Source organism: Nocardiopsis changdeensis (genome assembly GCF_018316655.1).
Lineage (GTDB): Bacteria > Actinomycetota > Actinomycetes > Streptosporangiales > Streptosporangiaceae > Nocardiopsis > Nocardiopsis changdeensis.
The window spans coordinates 3,788,476-3,811,308 of record NZ_CP074133.1; the positions used below are offsets into that span (position 1 = coordinate 3,788,476).

A 22,833-nucleotide genomic window follows, 5' to 3' on the forward strand; every position below is an offset into this window, starting at 1 on the left:
GCGGGCCGGCTCAGGTACCGCGCAGCTCGCGCTTGAGGATCTTGCCGGAGGCGTTGCGCGGCAGGTCGTCGACCAGCCGGACCGCCTTGGGCGCCTTGAACGCCGCCAGGCGTCCGCGCACGTGCTCGGCCAGCGCCTCCTCCAGACCCTCGGTGTCCGCCCCGGCGGCGGGCACCACGAACGCCGTCACCGCCTCGATCCACTTCTCGTCCGGCGTGCCCACGACGGCCGCCTCCGCCACCGCCGGATGGGTGTACAGGGCGTCCTCCACCTCGCGGGAGGCCACCAGCACCCCGCCGGTGTTGATGACGTCCTTGATCCGGTCCACCACCTCGATGTAGCCCTCGGCGTCGGCGCGAACCAGGTCGCCGGAGTGAAACCAGCCGCCGCGGAACGCCTCCTCGGTCTCCTCCGGCTTGTCCCAGTACCCCTGGCACAGCTGCGGCGACCGGTACACCACCTCGCCCGGCTCCCCCGGCGGGACGTCCTCGCCCTTGTCGTCGACCACCCGCAGCTCCACGAACAGGGCGGCCCGCCCCGCCGACGCGGGCCGGTCGGCGTGCTCCTCCGGGCGCAGCACGGTGGCCAGCGGACCGATCTCGCTCTGCCCGAAGCAGTTGTAGAACCCCAGGTCGGGCAGGGCGCCGCGGAGCTTCTCCAGGACCGGCCCGGGCATGATCGACGCCCCGTAGTAGGCCTTGCGCAGGCTGCCCAGGTCGCGTTCGGCGAACTCGGGGTGGTTGGCCAGCGCCACCCACAGGGTGGGCGCGGCGAAGAACGCCCCGTGCCGGCCCGCCTCGATGCGGCGCAGCAGGTCGGCGGGGTCGGGCGCCTCCACCAGGGTGTTGCGCGCGCCCACCGCCAGCCACGGCATGAGGAAGACGTGCATCTGGGCGCTGTGGTAGAGCGGCATGGCGTGCAGGGGCTCGTCGTCGGCGCGCAGGTCCAGGCCCACCACGCACGACAGGTACTCGTGCACGAGCGCCCGGTGGGTCATCATCGCGCCCTTGGGCCGGGAGGTGGTCCCGGAGGTGTACAGCAGCTGCACCAGGTCGGTGTCGGCGGTCTCCACCCCCAGGTCGGGGACGGGGCCCTCCGAGGCCGCGGCCAGCAGGCCGCCGGGGGTGTCGCGCAGCTCCACGACCTGTTCCACCCCGGCGCCGTCGCGGACGGCGTCGACCGCCGAGCGCAGCGCGGGGTCGGCGAGCACCATGGTGCTGCCGGACTGCTCCAGCAGGTAGAGGAGCTCCTCGCCCTGGAGGGCGTGGTTGACGGGGACGTGGACCAGTCCGGCCCGCGCGCAGGCCAGGAACCCGATGAGGTAGGCGTCCGAGTTGCGGCCGTAGGCGGCGACCCGGTCCCCCCTGGCCGCCCCCAGGGCCAGCAGCCGGGCGGCGGCCCGGGTGACGGCCGCGTCGAGCCCGGCGTAGGTCCAGGTGCGGTCGCCGAAGACCAGCGCGGTGCGGTCGGGGGTGCGCGCCGCGCTGCGGTGCAGGACGCCGTCGACGGTGCTGGAGGTGGTGGGGCTCAAGTCGCCTCTCCCTGTTCGCCGGTGCGCCCCTCCGCGGGGCGCGGACACCCCCATCCTGGTGTGACCGGGGCCACTCGGACAAGGGCCGCCCGGCCGGCGGGGCGGCTCCGCGCCCGGGCCCCGCCGGCCGGGCGTCAGCCCTTGAGTGCCCCGGCCATCAGGCCGCGCATGAAGTAGCGGCCCAGCACCAGGTAGACCACCAGCGTGGGCAGCGACGCCAGCACCGCCGCGGCCATCTGCTGGTTGTAGGGCACCACCATCGACCCGGCGACGTTGTTCAGCTGCACCGTCACCGGCCAACTGTTAGGGCCGGTGAGGAAGACCGCGAACAGGAAGTCGTTCCACGCCGAGGTGAACTGCCAGATGAGCGTCACCGCGAACGCCGGCGCCGACACCGGCAGCACCACCGACGCGTAGGTCCGCAGCATGCCCGCCCCGTCCACGCGCGCCGCCTCGATCAGGGTCCGCGGGATGCTCGCGTAGTAGTTGCGGAAGATGAGCGTGCAGATGGGGATCCCGTACACGGTGTGCGCCAGGATCAGCGGGAACACCCCGCCCATCAGGTTCGCGCCCACCAGCATCTGCTGGAGCGGGATCATCACCGCCTGGTAGGGGATGAACATCCCGAACAGGAACAGCGTGAACACCGTGTCCGCGCCGGGGAACCGCCAGCGCGCCATCACGAAGCCGTTCATCGACCCCAGCACCGCGGAGACCGCCGCGCTGGGCACCGCCACCGCCACGCTGTTGCGCAGCCCCGAGGACAGGGCCTCCCAGGCCGCCGCCCAGCCCTCCGTGCTCCAGGTCTGCGGCGGCGACCACGCCCGGGCCGCGGTCGCCTCGGCGAAGGGCTTGAACCCGGTCACCAGCAGCACGTACATCGGCAGCAGGAACAGCACCGCCAGCGCGAACAGGACGGCGAACCTGACCGCCTGCCCGCGGCGGGTGGTCCCCGCCGCCCGGCCGCCGGGCGCGGTCACCCGGTCGGGCGCGCTCTGAACACTCAACGGCCCTCGCTCCGTTCCTTGCGCACCGTCCACACCAGGTAGGGGACGACGAACAGCGCCACCGCGAACAGCAGGTAGGAGGCGATGGTCGCGCCCTTGGCCGGGTCGCGGACCTCGAACACCATCGCCCACATGTACACGGCGGGCACGTCCGCGACGATCTGCTGCCCGGCGATGGCGATGATCAGGTCGAACACCTTCAGCGACATGTGGCCCAGGATGATCACCGCGCTGAGCAGGACCGGCCGCAGCTGCGGCATGACCACGTGCCGGTACACGCCCCACTCCGAGCAGCCGTCCACCCGGGCCGCCTCGCGCAGCTCCTCGGGCACCCCGCGGAACCCGGCCAGGAACAGCGCCATGATGTACCCGGCCAGCTGCCAGATCGCGGGCAGCGCCATCGCCGCCATCCCCAGGTCCGGCGCGGTCCACCAGTCGTTGACCAGGAAGTCCAGGTTGAAGTGGACGAACAGGGCGTTCAGGCCGGTGGCGCGCTCGGCGGGGGCCGGGTTCATCAGCCACCGCCACACCACACCGGTGGCGATGAAGGACACGGCCATCGGCGCCAGGAACAGGGTGCGGAAGACCGGCTCGCCGCGGATGCCCTTGTCCAGCAGCAGTCCCAGCAGCCAGCCCAGCACCAGGGCGCCGCCGACGAACACCACCGTGAACACGACCGCGTTGCCCACCGCGGCCGGCCAGCGGGCCTCCTGCCACAGCGCGACGAAGTTGACGAGGCCGACGAACTCGCCCTCCTGGATCGGCGCGTGCTTGTCGCTGAGCGCCAACCGGAGGTTCCAGCCGATCATGCCGTAGACGAAGACGCCGATGAGCAGGATCGACGGGGAGACCAGCAGCAGCCCGGGCAGCCAGGCGCGGGCCCGGTGCAGCGCGCGGCGCGGCGCCGGGCGCGGGCCTCCGCCGGAGGTGCGGCCGGGGCCGCCGCCGACGGCGGCCCCGGACCGGTTCGGCGACGTGCTCATTCGGCCCGCGCGGCCGTGACCAGCGCGTCCTGGAGCGCCTCGACGTCGCCGTCGCCCAGGTAGAGGCCGACGGCGGTGTCGACGTCGTTCTTCCACCGGTTGCCGACCGTGACCCCGTGCCAGAACGAGCCCGCCAGCTCCGGCCCGGACTGCCACTCGGCCAGGGCCGACTCCAGGTAGGGGCTGTCGGCGTAGTTGGCGGGGTCGGCGTCCTCGCGGGCGGGGATGGAGCCCTTGAGGGGGTTGAAGATGTCCTGGCCCTCCCGGCTGCCGACCAGCTCGAGCCAGGTCAGCGCCGCCTCCTCGTTGGGCGCGCCCACGGGGAGGGTGAAGCTGTCGGAGAGCCACATGTAGGTGCCCTCGGTGCCGGGGGAGGCGGCCCAGTCGTAGTCCTCGCCCGGGACCGCTCCCAGTTCGTCGAAGTACCCGGCGGCCCAGTCGCCCATGATGTTGAAGGCGGCCTCGCCGTCGGCGACCCGGCGCGCGGCCTCCTGCCAGTCCTCGGCGGCCGACTCCTCCTGGGTGTGCTCCATGATCCGGTCGAACGTGGCCAGCGCCGCGGCGACCTCGGGGGTGTCCCAGTCGGCGCCGGGCTCCCACAGGGCGTTGTAGGCGTCGGTGCCCAGCGAGCCCAGCAGCACCGACTCCAGCAGGTGGTCGACCGTCCACTGGGCGCCCACCGCCATGGGGATGGCGTCGGTCTCCTCGGCGACGGTCTCCAGCGCCTCCACCAGCTCCTCGGGGGTCTGCGGCGGGGCCTCGATCCCGGCCTCCTCCAGCACCGCGGGGCTGTACCACATCACGTTGGAGCGGTGGATGTTCACGGGAACGGAGTAGACGCTGCCGTCGTAGGTGATCTGCTCCACCAGCTGGTCGGGCAGGGCGTCGTGCAGGCCCTGCTCCTCGAAGAAGTCGTCCAGCGGGCTGAGGTAGCCCGCCTCGATGTAGTCCTGGAGCTCGGCCCCGGCGTGCCCCTGGAAGGAGTCCGGCGGGTCCTGGCTCTGCAGGCGCCCCTCCAGGACCGCCTGGGCGTTGGTGCCCGAGCCGCCGGCGACGGCGGCGTTGACGAACTCGATGTCGGGGTTCTCGTCCTCGAAGCGCTCGATGAGCGCGTTCAGGCCGGCCTCCTCGCCGCCGCCGGTCCACCAGGAGAACACCTCGACCCGGTCTCCGCCCCCGTCCCCGCCGCCCCCGCACCCCGAGGCCACGAGCGCCAACCCGAGCGCCCCCGCCGCGACCGACCACCGCCGTGCACGCATGATCTCTCCTCCCGGAGCGGCGGGGCCGTCTCACGAAGGCGCCCGCCCATCGTGTCGTGGATCACAAAAGCCGTCTGCCGTGCCATCCTTTGCAGTCCGCGCACAACGGGTCAAGGGCTGTAGGGATCCGACGCCGAGGCGTGACCTGACGGCCGTTCCCGTATATGGGAGCGTGACCACACCCGCCTCAGGGCACCAGCCCGTTGACGACCACGGACCCCACGCCGACCCCTATACCGCTGTCCCGGCGGGAGTAGGCGACGACCGCGCCGGGCACCGGGACGACCAGGGCCCGCCCGACCTCGGGGCCGGCGTCGATCCCGATGCGCCGCGGTTCTCCACCGGCGGCACCGTCCAGATCGATGACCAGCACCGTGTCCGAGCCCTGCGTTCCCACCATCGCCTCCCCCAGGGGCAGGCCCCGGGCCACCTCCTCGTACCGTTGCGAGAGCTCGGTGGTGCCGACCACTTCCCCGGCTGCGCTCGTGCGGTGCATCAGCACGGGTTCGGAGCCGCCGGGGTCCTCCATCACCACCGCGCCCCCCGTGTCCAGGCGCAGGTAAGCGCTCCGGTCCGGTATGCCCCCATTGGCGAACAGCAGGTGGTCGGGGACGATGCCGACCTCCTCCCCGGTGTGCACGTTCAGGGCGACGTCCGAGGTCAGGACCACCGGATCGGTCCCGGGGCGGGCCGGACCGCCCAGGACGAGGATCGGGGCCGCCTTGTCCGGATCGCCCGGACGCTCGTCCCGCCACAGCAGCTCACCGGTGGCCAGGTCGTACCCCGTCACCACGGCCCTCTCCCCGAGGCGCTCCATCTCGTCGCGCTGCTCCCCGTACTCCAGGTCGGCCCAGCGGGGTTCGGCGCCGGGGTCGCGGTCGGTGCACTGCGCACCGACCAGGACGACCCCCTCCTGGACCGCGAGCCCGCCTGTGTCGGCCGTACAGGCGCGGTCGGGGTCCGACGACCCCACCGGCAGCCGCCACTCCCCGCCGCCGAAGGGGTCGTAGAAGGTCAGGACCTCCTTCCACTCCGAGATATAGGAGGGAGAGTGCTGCGGGAAGCGGGCCACCGAGAAGGCCGGCCCGTCCGATTCCCGCTCCTCGAAGGGCCCCTCCTCGACCACCCGGCCGGTGGCGGTGTCCAGAACGGTGCGGATCCACTCCGTCTCCCCGGCCGACGGCTCCTGCTGCGGGTGCGGAGCGTGAACCACGTAGGCGCGCTCCGGCCCGTCGGGGAGTACCCCGGTCTCCAGCACCGGGCTGTAGGGCCTGCGGTAGGTCCACAGCACCTCACCGGTCTCTCCGGCCAGGCCGACCAGGCCGTCGTCCAGAACGACCAGTGGACCGTGCGTCCCGGCCTCCACCCGTCGCACCGCGGTGCTCTCGGGGGACCGCCAGGTCCACCCCGCCCGGGTGATGTCGGTGGGCACCTCGGGGGCGGCCCCCGGGGCCGCGTCGAGGAAGGTGTGCTCCAGCGGCCGGTACCGGGCCGCGGGCCCCACCAGCGCGGCGCACAGCGCCACCACCAGCACGCCGGCCGCCAGGCCCCCGTACCGGTACCGCCGCGCCCTCTCCGGCCACCTGGCCGATCCGGCCAGGAACAGCACCGCTCCCAGGGAGACCAGCGGCAGCACCGCCCACAGGGCGAGCGTCCGCTCCGACTCCCCGAACACCGTCGGGTCCGCGGTCGGCGCGAAGGAATCCGCGGGGAAGGCCGGGACAGAGCACAGCACGGCGAGGGCGGCCGCCCCCGCCGACCACAGCACCAGGCTCCGGGGCGGCGGCTCCTCCGGCCGGCTCATCCGGTACCCGGCCGCGACCGCGACCACCGTGGCGGTGATCAGCGCCACCGGCACCGCGAACACGCCGTTGCGCACATCCTCGTGGGGACCCTCCGGCGGTGCCCCCGGGGGCAGAGTGAACGCCCACACCCCGAACACCACCGCGGCCGCCGTCACCCCGATCCCCGCCCATCCGAACGCCGACCGCACCCGAGCGCCCATCGGCGGCCCCCTGTCCCTCGTGTCCCGATTCCGCACGCGGGAGGACAGCGTAGACCGCCGGTGGGTGCGCGTTCACAGCGGGTCGCGGTTCACCGGAGGGTGAACTCCCCCTTCGGGCCGCGCAGGACGGCCTCCAGCAGGGGCTCCGGGCCCTGTGCCAGGTCCAGGTCCACGCCCAGCGCCGCCAGCGCCCGGCCCGCCGCCCCCGGGTCCGGGTGCTCGGCGCGCAGCGACACCAGCTCCAGCGCGGGCAGGTCGCCCAGCCCCGGCTGCGGGGTGCCGCCCCAGTCGATGAGGAACGGCACCGGCTCCGGGTACCGCTCGCTCTCCTTCTTCGCCAGCGACCACCGCAGCTCGCGCCCGTCCGGGGTGGCCCGCGACCACGGCTCGGCGTCGCCCGGGTCGTGGCCCGCGGCGCGGGCCCGCGCCACCGCGGCGGCCAGGTCCGCGACCCCCACCGCGAACGTGGCCAGGTGCGGCCGCTCCAGCGACGCCAGCCCGAACACCCGCACCGGCCCCGGGTCGGCCCGCTCGGGGTCGGGCCCGATGACCTCCAGGTAGTGCGGCGCCCGCTCGCCCTCCACGGTGAGCGCCACCAGCGCGTTCGCGCTCCCCACCGGGTGCCGCCCGCCCGGGGCCGGCCGCACCCCGGTCAGCTCCTCGAACGCGTCGACCCCCTCCGCCAGGTCGGGCACCGCGTACACCAGGTGGTCGAGCGCCTTCGGGAATCCCATTCACTGCTCCTCGGTCGGTCGGGGCCGGCCGCCCCCGCGGCGGCCGCGTCGGGCGCGCGGTCGGGCCGCGGAGCGGCCGCTCCACGACCGGGCCCGGTACGGTCCCGGCCACGGTATCCCCCGGTCCCGGGGCGCCGCCGCCCGGACCCGGGGAACAGCGTTGACCCGGCGCGCCGGGATCGGTACCTTCTCCGGGTTCCCCCGCTTCTCCCCGTGCCCCCGCCAGAGAAGGCCCCGCAGCCCCACCTTCTTTGAAAGGCCCCTCCTTGCCGTACGGCACCCACGAGCAGCAGGCCCCCGCCCCCTCCCGCCGCAGGGCCCTGGCCCTGGCCGCCGGGCTCGGCGCGGCGGTCCTCGCCGCCGACGCCCTGCCCGCGCACGCCGCCGAGCGGACCTGGCGCACCTCGGGCCCGAACGTCCCCGCCATGGCGCACTTCGACACCGTCATGCGCGACTACATGCAGGCGCGCGGGATCAGCGCCGGATCGCTGGCCGTGTCCCGCCAGGGCAGGATCGCCCTGGCGCGCGGCTACACCTGGGCCGACCCCGCGGTGGCGACCACCCGGGAGACCGACGTGTTCCGCATCGCCAGCCTGAGCAAGAACATCGCCGGGACCGCCGCGATGCTCCTGGCCCAGCGCGGCGACCTGGACCTGGACGCCCCCGTCGGCGACTTCGTCGACCTGTCGCCGCTGCCGGGCCGGACCGCGGACCCCCGCCTGGGACAGGTCACCGTCCGGCGCGCCCTCCAGCACCTCGGCGGCTGGAACCGGGACGTCTCCGGTGACCCGCTGTGGCGCGACCACGCCCTGGCCGCCGAGTCGGGGTTCGGGCTGCCGCTCTCGGAGGAGGACGTGGTGGCCCATGTCAGCGGCCTCCCGCTCGACGCCGCCCCGGGGACGGCGTACTCCTACAGCAACTACGGCTACCTCCTGGTGTCGCGGGTGATCGCGGCGGTGACCGGCTCGACCTTCGAGGACTTCACGGTCTCGGACGTCCTGGGGCCGGTGGACGTGGCGCGCATGCGCGCCGGGCGCTCGCTCGCCCAGGGCCAGGCGGGCGAGGTGCGCTACGAGTCGAAGTACACCGCGACCACCGTCCTGGACGCCTCCGGCGCGAAGGTCCCCACCCCCTACGGCGGGTTCAACCTGGAGAACCAGCTGGGCAACGGCGGGTGGGTGGCCTCCGCCGTCGACCTCGTGCGGTACTGCACCGTCTACGACACCCCCGGCGCGGCCGGGGTGCTGACCCCCGCGTCCATCGACGAGGTGATGGCGGTCCCGGAGACCGGCGGCGGGGCCACCCACTACGGGCTGGGCTGGTACGTGCGGCCGACCGCGAACGGGCGCAACACCTGGCACTTCGGCAGCATGCCCGGCACGTACACGTTCCTGGCCCGGTCCAACGGGTACACGATCGCGGCGCTGTTCAACCGGCGCGGTGAGGGCGACGGGCTGAACTGGGGCGAGATCGACCCCAAGCTGTGGTCGGCGGTCAACGCGGTCGGCACCTGGCCGTCCGAGGACCTCACCCCCCGCTACTTCTGACCGGCGACGCGGGCGGGGCCGGGGCGGCCCCGCCCGCGCGGGACGGCGGGACCCGCGCCGGCCTTGCCGCGAGCCATCCCATGGCCCTACGTTGTTCGATGTTCAACGAACCACTCCATGGGAGCAACAGTGAGAATCCTTGTCGTGGGCGCGGGCGCCGTCGGCGGCTACTTCGGGGCCCGCCTGGTCCAGGCGGGCCGGGACGTCGACTTCCTGGTCCGCCCGGCCCGGGCCGACCTCCTGAACGAGCACGGCCTGCGGGTGCGCGACCTGGACGGCTCCGTGGAGGCGGTCCCCGTCACCGCGGTCACCGCCGACACCCTCGCCCCCGACTACGACCTGGTGGTCCTGGCCGTGAAGTCCTACGGGTTCGACGCGGCGCTCAAGGACATCGCCCCCGCCGTGGGCCCCGGCACGGCCGTGCTGCCCTTCCTCAACGGCATGCGGCACATGGACGCCCTCATCGACCGGTTCGGCGCCGACCGCGTGTACGGCGGAGTGGCCATGGTGCAGACCCGCCTGGGCGAGAACGGCGAGATCGTCGAGGTCGGCAGGATGGCCCAGCTCATCTACGGCCCGGTCTCCGACACCCCCGTCGTCCCCCTGGACGCGGTGCACGCCGCCCTGGACACCGGGACGTTCTCCGCGACCGCCGCCGAGGACGCGGTGCAGGAGCTGTGGGACAAGTGGGTGTTCCTGGCGAGCATGGGCGCCTGCAACTGCCTGATGCGCGGCCCCATCGGCCGCATCAACTCCGCCGAGGGCGGCCGGGAGTTCTCCCGGGCCGTGTTCGAGGAGGCCGCCGCCGTCGCCGCCGCGTCCGGGTACCCGGTCCGGCCGAAGGTGCGCGAGCGCGCCGACCGGATGCTGGGCGACACCACCGCCGGGACCACGACCTCCCTGTACTGGGACCTCACCCACGGCAACCCGGTGGAGGCCGACCACATCATCGGCGACCTGGTGGCGCGCGGCCGCGCCCTGGGCGTGCCCACGCCGATGTTCGCGCTGGCCGACCTGCACCTGCGGGTGTACGAGGCCGGGCGCGCCTGAACCGCCGCGTGCCCGGCGGGGCGGCGGGTATCCTCCCCGCACACCCCCTCGATCGGAGTCCCATGCCCCGCCGCCACCGCCCCCTCCCCCTGCTGCTGTGCGCCCTGCTCGCGACCGCCTGCGGGAGCGGCCCCGCCGCCGACGGTGATCGGGAGGAGGGGGCGGAGCAGGTGCGCGACCACCCGTCGGCCCCCGTCCCCGAGGGCACCGGGTCGCGGACGGCCGGGGACGTCAACGGCGACGGCTACCCCGACCTGGTCTTCGCCGCCGGCATGGACACCGAGAGGCTGACCGACACGGCCGACCGCGTCATCGTCGTGTACGGCTCCGCCCGGGGCCTGGACCCCGCCACGCGCACCGTGCTGGACCCGGGGCCGGTCCGCGCGGTGGCCGTTCCCGGCACCGGCGGCGACGGCACCCGCGGGGAGGCCGCCGACCTGGACGGGGACGGGTTCGCCGACATCCCCCTGGTCCACCACCCGGAGGGGGAGGACGGCCCCGCGGTGCACGCGGTGTACCGGGGCGGCCCCACCGGGCCCGGCGCCGACCCGGTCCCGCTGGCCCTGCCCGAGGACGGGATGTCGCCGTCGGGCTGGCCCCCGGCCGCGGTCGGCGACTTCGACGCCGACGGGGCGGCCGACCTGGCGCTGGTCCGCGAGGACGGCACCGGCGGGCAGGAGGAGATCACCGTGCTGTACGGCCCGATCGGCCCGGACGGGGCCCCGGCCCGTACCGGCTCGCGCCCCTTCCCGTCCTGGATCGGCTCCCTGGTCGCCGGCCCCGCCGGAACCGGCGGTTCCCCGCTGCTGGTGCAGCACTCCAGCGACGGCGAGCAGACGAGCAACACCCTGCTCCTCACCGGCCCCGGCGACCCGGCCGGCTGGGCGCAGGCCGACACGGTGGGCGGGTCCATGGCCGCCTTCGGGGACCTGGACGGGGACGGCGCCGCCGACCTCGTCGTGGGCGACGACGGCAACCGCAACAACGAGCCCGGGTACGAGACCGAGCCCCCCGAGATCCACCACCGCCTCAACCTCTACCCCGGCCCCCTCACCGCGGACCCGGGCGACCCGGTCGGCCTCGACCTGCCCGGGGAGGCGACCGCCGCCTACGGCGGCACCCGGGCCCTGGCCCTGTGCGACACCGACGGCGACGGCACCCGGGAGGCCGCCGTGGGCCGCGCCGGGCACGGGGTCGACACCGTGCACTGGGCCGACGGGGCCCTGCGGGTCGCCGACACCCCGCCCCTGGTGCGCTCGGGCCCCGAGGAGGGCCCGCTGGCCGGCGGCTCCGGGACCGAACACGTGGCGGGCCTGGAGGGCTGCGCCGACCACGACGCGAACGGCTCCGACGAACTCCTGCTCTCCTACTCGCCCGGGCCCCGGTCGCCCTCCCCGGCCCGCTGGTGGGTCACCGACGGACGCGAGGACCTGGCCTCCTTCGACAGCGCGGCGTTCGGGGACTGACCCCGCGCCGCGGCGGGGTTCGGCGGGGCCCCGCGGCGGGCAGGACCCTGGGAACGCACCGCGCCCCGCCCCGCCGCCGGGGGCCGGTCGCCGGCCCCGGGGACCGCGCCGGTTAGGTTACCCCTGCAAACGTGCGGGGCGTACACGGGATGCGCCCACCGTCGACGGGGCCGGTGGCGCACGCGCGATGCGGCCCGTGCCGTTCCCACCGACCAGAAGGACACCATGTTCCGTACAGTGCTTGTGGCCAACCGGGGCGAGATCGCCATCCGGGCCCTGCGCGCCGCCTACGAACTGGGCGCCCGGACCATCGCGGTCTTCCCCCATGAGGACCGCAACTCACTGCACCGGCTCAAGGCCGACGAGGCCTACCAGATCGGTGAACCGGGCCACCCGGTCCGCGCCTACCTTTCCGTCGACGAGATCGTCCGCGCGGCCCGCGAGTCCGGGGCCGACGCCGTCTACCCCGGGTACGGGTTCCTGTCGGAGAACCCGCAACTGGCCCGCGCCTGCGCCGAGGCCGGGATCACGTTCGTGGGCCCGCCCGCCGACGTCCTGGAGCTGACCGGCAACAAGGCCACCGCGGTGGCCGCCGCCCGCGAGGCGGGCGTGCCGGTCCTGGCCTCCTCCGCCCCCTCCGCCGACGCCGACGCCCTGGTCGGGGCCGCCGCGGAGATCGGGTTCCCGCTGTTCGTCAAGGCGGTCGCCGGGGGCGGCGGCCGCGGCATGCGCCGGGTGGACCGCCCCGACCGGCTGCCCGAGGCCCTGGCCGCGGCCATGCGCGAGGCCGAGTCGGCGTTCGGCGACCCCACCGTGTTCCTGGAGAAGGCGGTCGTCGACCCGCGCCACATCGAGGTGCAGATCCTCGCCGACGGCGAGGGGAACGTGGTGCACCTGTACGAGCGGGACTGCTCCCTCCAGCGCCGCCACCAGAAGGTGATCGAGCTGGCCCCCGCGCCGGGCCTGGACCCGGAGCTGCGCGCGCGGATCTGCGACGACGCCGTCCGGTTCGCCCGGCGCATCGGCTACCGCAACGCCGGGACCGTGGAGTTCCTGGTGGGCGCGGACGGCTCCCACGTGTTCATCGAGATGAACCCGCGCATCCAGGTCGAGCACACGGTGACCGAGGAGGTCACCGACATCGACCTGGTGCAGTCCCAGATGCGCATCGCCTCCGGCGAGACCCTCGCCGACCTGGGCATCTCCCAGGACACCATCGTGGTGCGCGGGGCCGCGCTCCAGTGCCGCATCACCACCGAGGACCCCGCCAACGGGTTCCGACCCGACACCGGCATCATCAGCGCCTACCGCTCCCCCGGCGGCTCGGGCATCCGCCTGGACGGCGGCACCGCGGCGGCCGGCACCGAGATCAGCCCGCACTTCGACTCGCTGCTGGTCAAGCTCACCTGCCGGGGCCGGGACCTGACCACCGCCGTCAACCGTGCCCGCCGGGCGGTGGCGGAGTTCCGCATCCGCAGCGTGGCCACGAACATCCCGTTCCTCCAGGCGGTGCTGGACGACCCGGACTTCCAGGCGGGTCGGGTCACCACGTCCTTCATCGAGGAGCGCCCGCACCTGCTGACGGCGCGGCCCTCCGCCGACCGCGGCACCCGGCTGCTCACCTACCTGGCCGACGTCACCGTCAACAAGCCGCACGGGGAGCGCCCCCACCTCATCGACCCGTCGGTGAAGCTGCCGGAGCTCCCGGCCGGGTCGCCGCCCGCCGGGTCGCGGCAGAGGCTGGCCGACCTGGGCCCGGAGGGGTTCGCCCGGTGGCTGCGCGAGTCGCCGCGCGTCGCGGTCACCGACACCACCTTCCGCGACGCCCACCAGTCGCTGCTGGCCACCCGGGTGCGCACCAAGGACCTGCTGGCGGTCGCCCCGGTGGTGGCGCGCACCCTGCCCGAGCTGCTGTCCCTGGAGGCGTGGGGCGGGGCCACCTACGACGTGGCGCTGCGGTTCCTGGCCGAGGACCCCTGGGAGCGGCTGGCCGCGCTGCGCGAGGCCGTCCCCAACATCTGCCTCCAGATGCTGCTGCGCGGGCGCAACACCGTCGGCTACACCCCCTACCCCACCGAGGTCACCGCGGCGTTCGTGGAGGAGGCCGCCGCCACCGGCGTCGACATCTTCCGGATCTTCGACGCCCTGAACGACGTGGAGCAGATGCGCCCGGCCATCGAAGCGGTCCGCGCCACCGGCACCTCCGTCGCCGAGGTCGCCCTGTGCTACACCGGCGACCTGTCCGACCCGGCCGAGGAGCTGTACACCCTCGACTACTACCTGCGCCTGGCCGAGAAGACGGTGGAGGCCGGAGCGCACATCCTGGCGGTCAAGGACATGGCGGGCCTGCTGCGGCCCCCGGCTGCGGCCACTCTGGTGGCGGCGCTGCGCCGGGAGTTCGACCTGCCCGTGCACGTCCACACCCACGACACCGCGGGCGGCCAGCTGGCCGCCTACCTGGCCGCCGTGGACGCGGGCGCCGACGCCGTGGACGGCGCGGTGGCGTCCATGGCCGGGACCACCTCCCAGCCGTCGCTGTCGGCGATCATCGCGGCCTTCGACCACACCGACAGGAGCACCGGGCTGAGCCTGGCGGCCGCGGGCGACCTGGAGCCGTACTGGGAGGCGGTACGGCGCGTCTACGCCCCGTTCGAGGCGGGCCTGTCCTCGCCGACGGGCCGGGTGTACGACCACGAGATCCCCGGCGGCCAGCTGTCCAACCTGCGGACCCAGGCGATCTCGCTGGGGCTGGGCGACCACTTCGAGGAGATCGAGGCGATGTACGCCGCCGCCGACCGGATGCTGGGGCGGCTGGTCAAGGTCACCCCCTCCTCCAAGGTGGTGGGCGACCTGGCGCTGCACCTGGTCGGCGCGGGGGTGTCCCCGGCCGACTTCGAGGCCGACCCGTCCCGGTTCGACATCCCCGACTCGGTGGTGGGGTTCCTCCGCGGCGAGCTGGGGGTGCCCCCGGGCGGCTGGCCCGAGCCGTTCCGCACCCGCGCCCTCCAGGGGCGGCCGGCGGCCCGCCCGGTGGTGGAGCTGGACGAGGAGCAGCGCGAGGGCCTGGAGAAGGACCGGCGCGCCACGCTGAACCGGCTGCTGTTCCCGGGGCCGACGGAGGAGTTCCAGAAGCACCGCTCGGCCTACGGCGACACGAGCGTGGTCTCCAGCGCCGACTTCTTCTACGGCCTGCGCCAGGGCCGGGAGTGCACGGTGGACCTGGACCCGGGGGTGCGGCTGCTCATCGAGCTGGAGGCGGTGGGCGAGCCGGACGAGCGCGGGGTGCGCACCGTGCTGGCCCGGCTCAACGACCAGCTGCGGCCGCTGCAGATCCAGGACCGGTCGCTGGCCTCGGCGGTGCGCGCCGCCGAGAAGGCCGACAAGAACGTGCCCGGGCACGTGGCGGCGCCCTTCGCGGGCGTGGTGACGCTGGTGGTGGGCGCCGGTGAGGCGGTCGAGGCCGGTGCCACGGTCGCCACGATCGAGGCGATGAAGATGGAGGCGGCGATCACCGCGCCGGTGGCGGGCACCGTCGCGCGGGTGGCGGTCGACCGCGTCCAGCGCGTGGACGGCGGCGACCTCCTGGCCGTCCTGGAGTAGCGCCCGGCGGGCACCCCGGCGGTGCGCCCCCGCCGCGTCGCGGCGGGGGCGCACCCGCGTCCGGGGACGAAGAAGGGGAAAGGAGAGGGAGGGGGCCTGTGTGGTGAGGAGACGCCGTCCGGCCCCGCCCGGGGAGGACGCGCGCGGCGCCGTTCCCCAACCTGATGGAGCCCCCTCACCCGGCAACCGAATCCGTTGCCTCCAACAAATCCTACAACCATCTCCGTTTTTCAGAGCAAAATCCAGACAGATTTCCATTGCCCGGACCTTGACTCACAACGGTGCGCACAGCGCCTGCCCGCAGCCGTACGCGGGTGCGGCGCCCGCCCGCGGCCGGGCGCGGTCCGGCCCCGGCCGCGGGCGGGGCCGTTCACTCCTCGGCGTGCACGGCGCGGGCCGGGGCGGGCGCCCGCCCCCACTCCATACGCGACCACGGCGCCGTCAGCCCGGCGGTGTCGCGGACGGCCACCGGCTCCAGTGTGCTCACGTCCGGCGCCTCGCCGTGGCGGGCGAACACCGACTCCACGTACCGGTGCCCGGTGTCGGCGGCCACGAACACCACCCGCCGCTCCGGCGCCCGCCTCGCCTCCCAGCGGGCCACCAGGTGCGCGGCCCCGCCGGACAGCCCGGCGAACACCGCGTGCTCGCGCAGCAGCGCCACGCTCCCGGCCAGGGCGGCGTCGAACCCCACCCAGTGCACGACGTCGTACAGGGTGTGGTCCACGTTCCCGAAGGGGATGGAGCTGCCGATCCCCGCGATGATGATCTCCTTGTCGCGCACCGCCTCCCCGCCGAAGGTGACGCTGCCGAAGGGCTGCACCCCCACCAGTTCGGTGTCGGGCGCCCGCTCGCGCAGGAACGTCGCCAGCGCCCCGGTGGAGGCGCCCGACCCCACCCCGCCGACCACGGTCAGCGGGGCGGGGTCCAGCTCCTTGGCGATCTGGTCGGCCACCGCCCGGTACCCCAGGTAGTGCACCGAGTCGTGGTACTGGCGCATCCAGTGGTAGTCGGGGTGCTCGGCCAGCAGCTCCCGCACCCGGGCGACCCGCCGGCTCTGGTCGAACCGCAGGTCGTCGGAGGGCGGCACCTGCTCCAGGGTGGCGCCCAGGATCTCCAGCTGCACCCGGGTGGTCCGGTCGATGGTGGTGGACCCCACGATGTGGCAGCGCAGCCCGTACCGGTGGCAGGCCAGGGCCAGGCCGTAGGCGTAGATACCGCTGGAGCTGTCCATCAGGGTGTCGCCGGGGCGCACGACCCCGGTGTCGAGCAGGTGGCGTACGGCCGCCGCGGCCGAGGCCACCTTCATGGATTCGAACCGCAGGCACACCAGCCCGCCGCCGAGGTCGATCAGGTCCGGTCTGCCAAGGGTCTCGCACACGTGGTCGTCCACGTCGTCTCTCCAGGGGTCGGGGGGCTGGTGGGAAAGACCCGGGTGGGGACGAGGCCCGCCCCGCGCAGCCGTTCCAGGGCGGTGTCGATCCGGGCCCCCAGGTCGTCGGCTCGGGCGTCGAAGAGCACACCGGCGACGTTGCCGCTGTGCGCGACCTGGACGCCGACCGCCCCGCACAGGCGGGCGACGCCCTTGAGCGTCCCCAGTTCCGGCTTGGGCAGAACCCGTTGGTTCAGGACGGCGCTCTCGGTGCTGATCCGCCCCACCTCGGCGGCGTCCTGGGCCGCCACCGCCGCGCGCAGGGCGGCGCGCAGGCGCTCGTGGACCGCGGCCTCGCCCCGGTCCACCCGGGCGCGCAGGCCCAGGGTGTTCACCGGTGCGCCCCCGCCGGTGAGGCAGCCCACCACGACCAGGGGCGGCAGCGGGGCGCCCAGGTCCTCCAGGACCCGGCCCTCGCGCTGGGCGAACAGCAGCGCCCGGCCGCCCTCCCACATGATGGGGTCGCTGGCCCCCTCGGCGGCGACGGCGATCCGGGCCACGGTGGCGGGGGCGGGGTCCACCCCGAACGCGGCGCACACCGCGCGCACCGCCGCGGTGACGTCGCTGGTGGAGGAGCCCAGGCCCAGCCCGGTGGGGGCGCCGCCGCGCAGCCGCAGCGTCCCCCCGCACACCCGGGCGCGGCGGGCCGCGCACTCGGCGGCGGCCAGGGCGGCGGCGCGGGCCGCCTTGACCCGGCCCGGCGGGTACACCCTCATGCGGTGGGCGGGGGTGCCGGGCCGGGGGGTGAACACCGCCTCGGTGACGGGGTCGGCCATGGGCAGGGTGACCAGGCCCCGGCGGGGGCGGCCGCCCCGGTCCAGGAACACCCCCTGGACGATCTCTCCGTGGTGGCAGGCGGCGCGGCCGGTGCCGGTGGTCACGAACCGGCCCCCGCCCCGTCGGCGCGGTACCGGTACAGGGCGGTGGGGACCGCGCTGAACTGGGAGAACGGGAAGGGTTCGGCGGACAGGGCGGTGACCCCCTCGCCGAGCAGGGCGCGGGCGGCGGCGGCACCGCTCTGGGCGTACACCACCAGCGGGATCCCGCGCTCGCGGCAGCGCGCGAGGATGGTGTCGAAGCTGCCGTTGCCCAGGGTCATGCCGGTGGCGACCACGGCGTCGGCCTCCTCCAGCACCCCGTCCATGGACGGGGCGACCTCGTCCCCCCACCGGGTGCGGCGCAGGTTGAGGTCGCAGGGCAGGCACTCGCCGCCCCGTTCGCGGATGGCGGCCACCAGCGGGTCGACCACCCCGATCAGCCCGATCCGGCGGCCCTCGGGGTCGGGCAGCAGCCCGGCGATGGCGGCGTCGCGGGCGACAGCGCGCTGCTCGGGGGTGCCCTCGGGCAGGGTGACGGCCTCGGCGCGCGGATCGCGGTGGTGGGGCAGTTCCGCGGCCAGGTGGGCGTCCAGGGCCGCCAGGCGCAGCGGCTGCGGGAGGTCGTCGGCGAGCAGCTCGCCCAGGGGCCGCCCGGACGCCTCGGCGCACACCGCCGGGTCGAGTTCGCCGTCCTCGAAGGCGCAGGCGCCGAAGGCGGGGCCGACCCGGACCAGCACGTACCGGTTGAGGTAGGTGACGTCGCCCCCGGCCAGGCGGGTGCCGTGGTGGACCCAGAACACGCTGGTGGCCACCGGCAGCGGGACCGGGGAGGTGCGGGCCGCCTCGAACAGGTCGCTGAGGGTCTTCACGCGTTCCCTTCCCGGGTCAGGCGGAACAGGTAGGTGAGCACGCCGTCCTCCCAGTCGTGCAGGTGGGCGACCTCGGCGGTGAACCCCAGGTCGGCGGCGCGTCCGATGATGGCGCGCAGGTCGGCGGTGTTGGAGACGATGAGGTGGACCTCCCCGCCCGGGGCGAGCAGGCCGCGTTCGGCGATCTGGGTGAAGAACGCGTCGGTCACCGGCGCGCCCACGCACACGTTGCGCACCACGTCGGGGTCGGTGCTCACCACCTGGCTGACGGCGGGCGGGTTGAAGGTGACGACGTCGAACACGGTGCCGGGGGGCACGGCGGAGAACTGGTCGGACACCCGGGCGGTGAACTCCGTGCCGGGCGCGGTGTCTCCGACGACGGTCCGGTACACAGCCTCGGCGGCGGCGACGCTGGCGGGGTGCACGTCCAGGGCGTGGACGGTGCGGGCGCCGCGCAGGGCGGCCACGGCGGCCTCCACGCCCAGGCCGCAGCCCATGGCGGCGTAGCGGCGGCCGCGCACGTCGATGGCGTCCTCCAGGATCCTCTGGTGGATCATGCGGCTGGTGGCGCCGGGCAGGAAGACGCCGGGGGGAACGTCCAGGGCCCACCCGTTCCACTCGTGGGTCCGGTGGGTGGCCAGGTCGGCGCGGGGCCGGTTGAGGTCGATGATCTGCGCGGCCGGGAGCGGGGGCGGCAGCGTGGCGATGAGCGAACGGTCCACGCGGTTCCTTTCGGGAAGGGGGTCGTCCTGAGCGGCACTATAGAGGAAATGAAAATCGTTGTCATCGAATCGTGAGAACACGGAACGTGATCCGCCCCGCACCCACCGGCGCGGGGTGCCGCGCCCGGAACGGACATTCCCACTTCTCCCCCCGCGAAAGCGGACCACTTCCGGCCCGCCGACCCCACCGCAGACCCGCCGCGGGAGCGAATGTCCCCGACAAGGTCGCTACTGATAATCGTTTTCACTACAGTGGACGAGCAGCCATCACCGCCTTCCGGAGAGTGAGAAACACCGCGTGTCCTCGACAACGGCGCCGAACACCGAACCCGCCGCCCGCCCGGGCGGCCCGCTGCGCGACCCCGCCTTCTGGCGCCTGTGGAGCGCCACCACGGCCTCGGGGCTGGCGACCTGGGCGCTCCCCTTCATCCTGGGCCTGGCCGTCCTGGACGGCTCCCTCACCGCCATCGACCTGGGCCTGGTCCTGGCCCTGCGCACCGCGGGCTTCCTGGCGGCCGTCCCGGCGGGCGGCCTGCTCGCCGACCGGTACTCCCGGCGCGCGGTCGTGCTCTGGTCGGGACTGGCCGCCGCCCTGGCCACCCCCGTCCTCGTCCTGGGGATGGGCTCCTCCACCGCCCTCATGGCGGCGGCCGCCACCGTGGTGGGCGCCGGCCAGGGCGCCTGCCGCCCCGCCTTCCAGGCGCTGACCGCCGAGGTCGTCCCCGAGCACCACCGGCAGCAGGCCAACGCCGCCCTGACGTTCTCCACCCGGGTCAGCACCCTGGTGGCGCCGGGGCTGACCGCCCTGCTGGCGCTGGTCACCGGGCTCTGGGTGCTGCTGCTGGGCACCGCAGCGCTGTGGCTGGTCGCCGCCCTGGCCCCCGCCCGCGGCGCCTCCGCCCCGCCCGCCCGCGCCCGCGCGCCCTTCCACACCGAGTTCCTGGACGGCCTGGCCGAGGCCCGCCGCCACCCCTGGTTCCTGGCCGGGCTGGGCGCGCTCACCGTCGTCATCGCCACCGGCTACTCCGCCACCGGCGTCCTGCTGCCGGTGGCCGGCCGCGACCACTACGGCAGCGAGGCCGTCCTGGCCGGGGCGCTGACCGCCTACACCGCCGGCGCGCTGCTGGGCGCGGTCATCGTGTCCCGCTTCAAGCCCCGCGCCCAGGGGTGGACGGCCCTGGCGGGCCTGGGCCTGTACGCCCTGGCCCCGCTGAGCCTGGTCGCCCCGGTGGGCCCGGTCGTGGTCATGGCCGCGTACGCGGTGGTGGGGGTGGGCATCGAACTGTTCAACGTGCCCTGGTTCACGGCCGTGCAGCGCGAGGTCGCCCCGGACAAGCTGGCCCGGGTGTCCTCCCTGGACTTCCTGTTCTCCTACGGGCTGGCCCCGGTGGGCCTGGCGCTGATCGGCCCGGCGGCCGCCGCCTGGGGCGCCGGCCCGGTCCTGGTCGCCTGCGCCCTGGCCTGCGTGGCCGCCCCGGCCCTGGCGGCGCTGGCCCCGGGCGGGCGCACCTTCTCCTCCCCCCGTCCCGCCCCGGCCCGGAGTACCGCGGACCCCGCCACCGAGCCCGCCGCGGGCTGACCCGCCCGCCGGGCCGTGCCCGCACGAACCCCCGGGGGCCAGCACGCGCCCGCCGACCTCCGGGCACGCCCGCGCGAACGCGCCTCCCGGAGGCCCGGCGTCCGCCGAGGAGCAGGCCGGCTCCGCGGGCGCGTCGGCGCTTCGGGCGGCCGGGCGGGAGGCGGCTCGCACCCCCGGGGTCACGGTCCCGGGCGGTGTCGTGTATGTTTTGAAAACGGTTTTCATTTTCAATGAGAGGAGGCGACCATGCGCGTGGCCGTGATCACCGGCCTGCACCGCCGTGCGCGCGAGCGCGCCGTCGAGGCAGCCCTGGGCCTGCCCCGCACCCTCGTGGTCCACCACGACCTGTCGGAGATCGGCGAGGGAGCCGTCACCCGGGTCACCCGCGACCACCGCGGCGAGCTCGGCCGCGACCCCGTCCACCTGGTCCACGCCTGTGCCTCGTGCACCCTGCGCGAGGACCTCGTCCCCTTCCTGCTGGCCACCGCCGCCATCGGCGAGTACGACCTGTGCGTGGTGGAGGCCTGGGACGGCGTCGAACCCCGCACGGTCTCCGAGGCCGTGGCCGCCCAGCCCGAGCTGACCCTCACCGCCGTCGTCACCGCCGTGGACGCCGACCGGCTGCTACCCGACCTGGCCTGCCACGACGACCTCGTCGACCGCGGCCTGGACATCGCCGAGAACGACGAGCGCGCCGTCAGCGAGGTGCTCACCGCCCAGATCGAGTACCCCACCGCGATCGCCCTGCACGGCCGCCGCCACCTGGCCGAGGCCCGCGCCCTGGTCGAGCACCTCAACCCGGCCGCCGCCGTCCTGGACCCCGACGACACCTCCGCCCTCACCGCGGGCCGGTTCGACACCGCCGCCGCGCACAACCGCTGCGACCCGCTGGGCGCCCACCACTGCGGCCGCACCACCGGGCGGGTGAGCACCGTGGTGTGGTCGCGGCGCCGCCCGCTGCACCCCGCCCGCCTGCACGAGGCCATGGACGACCTGGTGTCGATGACCCTGCGCGGCCGCGGCCGCCTGTGGCTGGGCAGCCGCCCCGACACCGTCCTGGTGTGGGACTCCCACCGCGACCTGGCCACCGTGGCCGCCGCGGGCCCCTGGCTGGCGGCACTGCCCGAGGCCGCCCTGGAGATGGTGCCCGAGGCCCGGCGCACCGCCGCCCTCCTGGACTGGGACCCGGCGGTGGGCGACCGGGGCCAGCACCTGGCGTTCACCGGCGTGGACCTGGACGCCGGCCGGCTCACCGCCCTGCTCGACTCCTGCCTGACCACCGACGACGAGACCGCCTTCGCCGACGACCCGTTCGCCGCCGCCGAGAACTGAGAGGACACCCCGTGGCCGACCGCCGCCCCGACAAGAAGAGGGCACCCCGCAAGTTCGCCAACCCGCTGGGCGAACTGGACTACGTCGACTACAAGGACGTCGACCTGCTGCGCCGGTTCATCTCCGAGAAGGGCAAGATCCGCAGCCGCCGCGTCACCCGGGTCACCGCCCGCCAGCAGCGGCTCATCGCCGCCGCGGTCAAGAACGCCCGCGAGATGGCCCTGCTCCCCTACCCCGGGCCGCAGTCCGCCCGCTGACCCCGAAGGAGTCCACCATGTCCCGTATCTGCCAGGTCACCGGCAAAGCGCCCGCCTTCGGCCACACGATCTCCCACTCCCACCGGCGCACCAAACGCCGCTTCGACCCCAACATCCAGACCAAGCGGTACTGGCTTCCCAGCGAGCAGCGGTTCGTCAAGCTCAGGGTGAGCACCAAGGGCATGAAGGTCATCGACGCCCGGGGCATCGAGCGCGTGGTCGCCGACATCCGCGCCCGGGGGGAGAAGGTCTGATGGCCAAGAAGAGCAAGATCGCCCGCAACGAGCAGCGCAGGGCCGTCGTCGCCCGCTACGCCGAGCGCCGCGCCGAACTCAAGCGCCTCATCAAGAGCCCGCACACCGACGAGGACACCCGCGCCGCCGCCGCGGCCGAACTGCGCCGCCAGCCGCGCGACGCCAGCGCCACCCGCGTGCGCAACCGCGACTCCGTCGACGGCCGCCCCCGCGGCCACCTGCGCAGGTTCGGCCTCTCCCGCATCCGCTTCCGCGAGATGGCCCACCGCGGCGAACTGCCCGGCGTGACCAAGTCCAGCTGGTAGCCTCCGCCGCCCCGCGGTCCGGGCGCCCCCGTCCGCTCCTCCTCCTCGCGGCGGGGGCGCCCACCGGACCGTGTTCCCGCGTCCCC

The 22,833-nt window shown here is 74.9% G+C and carries 19 protein-coding genes; 9 read left to right on the top strand and 10 right to left on the bottom strand.

The window, feature by feature from the left end:
• Positions 1-10 precede the first annotated feature (10 nt).
• From KGD84_RS17250 to KGD84_RS17275, 6 genes are all read right to left on the bottom strand, one after another.
• Entirely contained in the window at positions 11-1,531 is a 1,521-nt protein-coding gene (locus KGD84_RS17250) for a fatty acyl-CoA synthetase (RefSeq protein ID WP_220561453.1), read from the bottom strand.
• Between the two features lie 134 nt (positions 1,532-1,665).
• Positions 1,666-2,538 (bottom strand): carbohydrate ABC transporter permease, encoded by an 873-nt coding sequence (locus KGD84_RS17255; protein WP_255646622.1) that lies wholly within the window; start codon positions 2,536-2,538, stop codon positions 1,666-1,668.
• Positions 2,535-3,521, bottom strand: a complete 987-nt coding sequence (locus tag KGD84_RS17260) for a carbohydrate ABC transporter permease (protein WP_220561454.1) — start codon at positions 3,519-3,521, stop codon at positions 2,535-2,537. Before KGD84_RS17260 ends, KGD84_RS17255 begins: the two co-directional genes overlap by 4 nt.
• Complete coding sequence (locus KGD84_RS17265) at positions 3,518-4,780, bottom strand: ABC transporter substrate-binding protein (protein WP_220561455.1); 1,263 nt, start codon at positions 4,778-4,780, stop codon at positions 3,518-3,520. Before KGD84_RS17265 ends, KGD84_RS17260 begins: the two co-directional genes overlap by 4 nt.
• A 187-nt stretch (positions 4,781-4,967) precedes the next feature.
• A complete protein-coding gene (locus KGD84_RS17270) occupies positions 4,968-6,785 on the bottom strand; it encodes a hypothetical protein (protein WP_220561456.1) in 1,818 nt (605 codons plus the stop codon).
• 89 nt (positions 6,786-6,874) lie between these two features.
• Positions 6,875-7,519, bottom strand: a complete 645-nt coding sequence (locus KGD84_RS17275; RefSeq protein WP_220561457.1) for a VOC family protein — start codon at positions 7,517-7,519, stop codon at positions 6,875-6,877.
• Between the two features lie 266 nt (positions 7,520-7,785).
• Here KGD84_RS17275 and KGD84_RS17280 point away from each other — a divergent pair, with 266 nt between their 5' ends.
• The 4 genes from KGD84_RS17280 to KGD84_RS17295 all read left to right on the top strand — a co-directional run bounded on the left by KGD84_RS17280 (position 7,786) and on the right by KGD84_RS17295 (position 15,182).
• The gene (locus tag KGD84_RS17280) at positions 7,786-9,066 is read left to right on the top strand and encodes a serine hydrolase domain-containing protein (protein ID WP_255646623.1); all 1,281 of its coding nucleotides are present in this window, start codon (positions 7,786-7,788) and stop codon (positions 9,064-9,066) included.
• A gap of 129 nt (positions 9,067-9,195) precedes the next feature.
• Positions 9,196-10,116 (top strand): ketopantoate reductase family protein, encoded by a 921-nt coding sequence (locus tag KGD84_RS17285; protein WP_220561458.1) that lies wholly within the window; start codon positions 9,196-9,198, stop codon positions 10,114-10,116.
• A 62-nt stretch (positions 10,117-10,178) separates the two neighbouring features.
• On the top strand, positions 10,179-11,582 hold the full coding sequence (locus tag KGD84_RS17290) for an FG-GAP repeat domain-containing protein (RefSeq protein WP_220561459.1): 1,404 nt from the start codon (positions 10,179-10,181) through the stop codon (positions 11,580-11,582).
• A 225-nt stretch (positions 11,583-11,807) separates the two neighbouring features.
• Complete coding sequence (locus tag KGD84_RS17295) at positions 11,808-15,182, top strand: pyruvate carboxylase (RefSeq protein WP_220561460.1); 3,375 nt, start codon at positions 11,808-11,810, stop codon at positions 15,180-15,182.
• A 370-nt stretch (positions 15,183-15,552) separates the two neighbouring features.
• On the opposite strand, the gene KGD84_RS17300 is transcribed toward KGD84_RS17295, so the two are convergent.
• Genes KGD84_RS17300 through KGD84_RS17315 form a run of 4 tightly spaced genes read right to left on the bottom strand, consistent with a single transcriptional unit; the run spans position 15,553 to position 19,020 of the window.
• On the bottom strand, positions 15,553-16,572 hold the full coding sequence (locus tag KGD84_RS17300) for a pyridoxal-phosphate dependent enzyme (RefSeq protein ID WP_220561461.1): 1,020 nt from the start codon (positions 16,570-16,572) through the stop codon (positions 15,553-15,555).
• Positions 16,530-17,492 carry a GHMP family kinase ATP-binding protein gene (locus KGD84_RS17305; RefSeq protein ID WP_220561462.1) on the bottom strand — a complete coding sequence of 321 codons (963 nt, stop codon included), beginning with the start codon at positions 17,490-17,492 and terminating at the stop codon, positions 16,530-16,532. Before KGD84_RS17305 ends, KGD84_RS17300 begins: the two co-directional genes overlap by 43 nt.
• Positions 17,489-18,298 (bottom strand): Rossmann-like domain-containing protein, encoded by an 810-nt coding sequence (locus tag KGD84_RS17310; protein ID WP_255646624.1) that lies wholly within the window; start codon positions 18,296-18,298, stop codon positions 17,489-17,491. The genes KGD84_RS17305 and KGD84_RS17310 overlap by 4 nt, the downstream gene beginning before the upstream one ends.
• Positions 18,295-19,020 (bottom strand): methyltransferase, encoded by a 726-nt coding sequence (locus tag KGD84_RS17315; RefSeq protein WP_220561463.1) that lies wholly within the window; start codon positions 19,018-19,020, stop codon positions 18,295-18,297. Before KGD84_RS17315 ends, KGD84_RS17310 begins: the two co-directional genes overlap by 4 nt.
• A gap of 298 nt (positions 19,021-19,318) precedes the next feature.
• Between KGD84_RS17315 and KGD84_RS17320 the strand changes: the two genes are divergently transcribed.
• The 5 genes from KGD84_RS17320 to rpsN all read left to right on the top strand — a co-directional run bounded on the left by KGD84_RS17320 (position 19,319) and on the right by rpsN (position 22,747).
• Positions 19,319-20,599, top strand: a complete 1,281-nt coding sequence (locus tag KGD84_RS17320; protein WP_220561464.1) for an MFS transporter — start codon at positions 19,319-19,321, stop codon at positions 20,597-20,599.
• A 246-nt stretch (positions 20,600-20,845) separates the two neighbouring features.
• Positions 20,846-21,931 carry a CobW family GTP-binding protein gene (locus tag KGD84_RS17325; protein WP_220561465.1) on the top strand — a complete coding sequence of 362 codons (1,086 nt, stop codon included), beginning with the start codon at positions 20,846-20,848 and terminating at the stop codon, positions 21,929-21,931.
• An 11-nt stretch (positions 21,932-21,942) separates the two neighbouring features.
• Positions 21,943-22,188 (top strand): 30S ribosomal protein S18, encoded by a 246-nt coding sequence (gene rpsR / locus KGD84_RS17330; protein ID WP_220561466.1) that lies wholly within the window; start codon positions 21,943-21,945, stop codon positions 22,186-22,188.
• A 17-nt stretch (positions 22,189-22,205) separates the two neighbouring features.
• Positions 22,206-22,442: a 50S ribosomal protein L28 gene (rpmB, locus tag KGD84_RS17335; RefSeq protein ID WP_220561467.1), complete on the top strand. Its 237-nt coding sequence runs from the start codon at positions 22,206-22,208 to the stop codon at positions 22,440-22,442.
• Positions 22,442-22,747, top strand: coding sequence for a 30S ribosomal protein S14 (gene rpsN, locus KGD84_RS17340; RefSeq protein ID WP_220561468.1), 306 nt, complete (start codon positions 22,442-22,444; stop codon positions 22,745-22,747). The genes rpmB and rpsN overlap by 1 nt, the downstream gene beginning before the upstream one ends.
• The last annotated feature ends 86 nt before the right edge of the window (positions 22,748-22,833 follow it).

Excerpts from the sequence above, each read along its gene's own strand:
- KGD84_RS17260 (WP_220561454.1), bottom strand. The coding sequence starts at position 3,521 with ATGAGCACGTCGCCGAACCGGTCCGGGGCCGCCGTCGGCGGCGGCCCC.
- KGD84_RS17265 (WP_220561455.1), bottom strand. The coding sequence starts at position 4,780 with ATGCGTGCACGGCGGTGGTCGGTCGCGGCGGGGGCGCTCGGGTTGGCG.
- KGD84_RS17270 (WP_220561456.1), bottom strand. The coding sequence starts at position 6,785 with ATGGGCGCTCGGGTGCGGTCGGCGTTCGGATGGGCGGGGATCGGGGTG.
- KGD84_RS17275 (WP_220561457.1), bottom strand. The coding sequence starts at position 7,519 with ATGGGATTCCCGAAGGCGCTCGACCACCTGGTGTACGCGGTGCCCGAC.
- KGD84_RS17290 (WP_220561459.1), top strand. The coding sequence starts at position 10,179 with ATGCCCCGCCGCCACCGCCCCCTCCCCCTGCTGCTGTGCGCCCTGCTC.
- KGD84_RS17295 (WP_220561460.1), top strand. The coding sequence starts at position 11,808 with ATGTTCCGTACAGTGCTTGTGGCCAACCGGGGCGAGATCGCCATCCGG.
- KGD84_RS17325 (WP_220561465.1), top strand. The coding sequence starts at position 20,846 with ATGCGCGTGGCCGTGATCACCGGCCTGCACCGCCGTGCGCGCGAGCGC.
- rpmB (WP_220561467.1), top strand. The coding sequence starts at position 22,206 with ATGTCCCGTATCTGCCAGGTCACCGGCAAAGCGCCCGCCTTCGGCCAC.
- rpsN (WP_220561468.1), top strand. The coding sequence starts at position 22,442 with ATGGCCAAGAAGAGCAAGATCGCCCGCAACGAGCAGCGCAGGGCCGTC.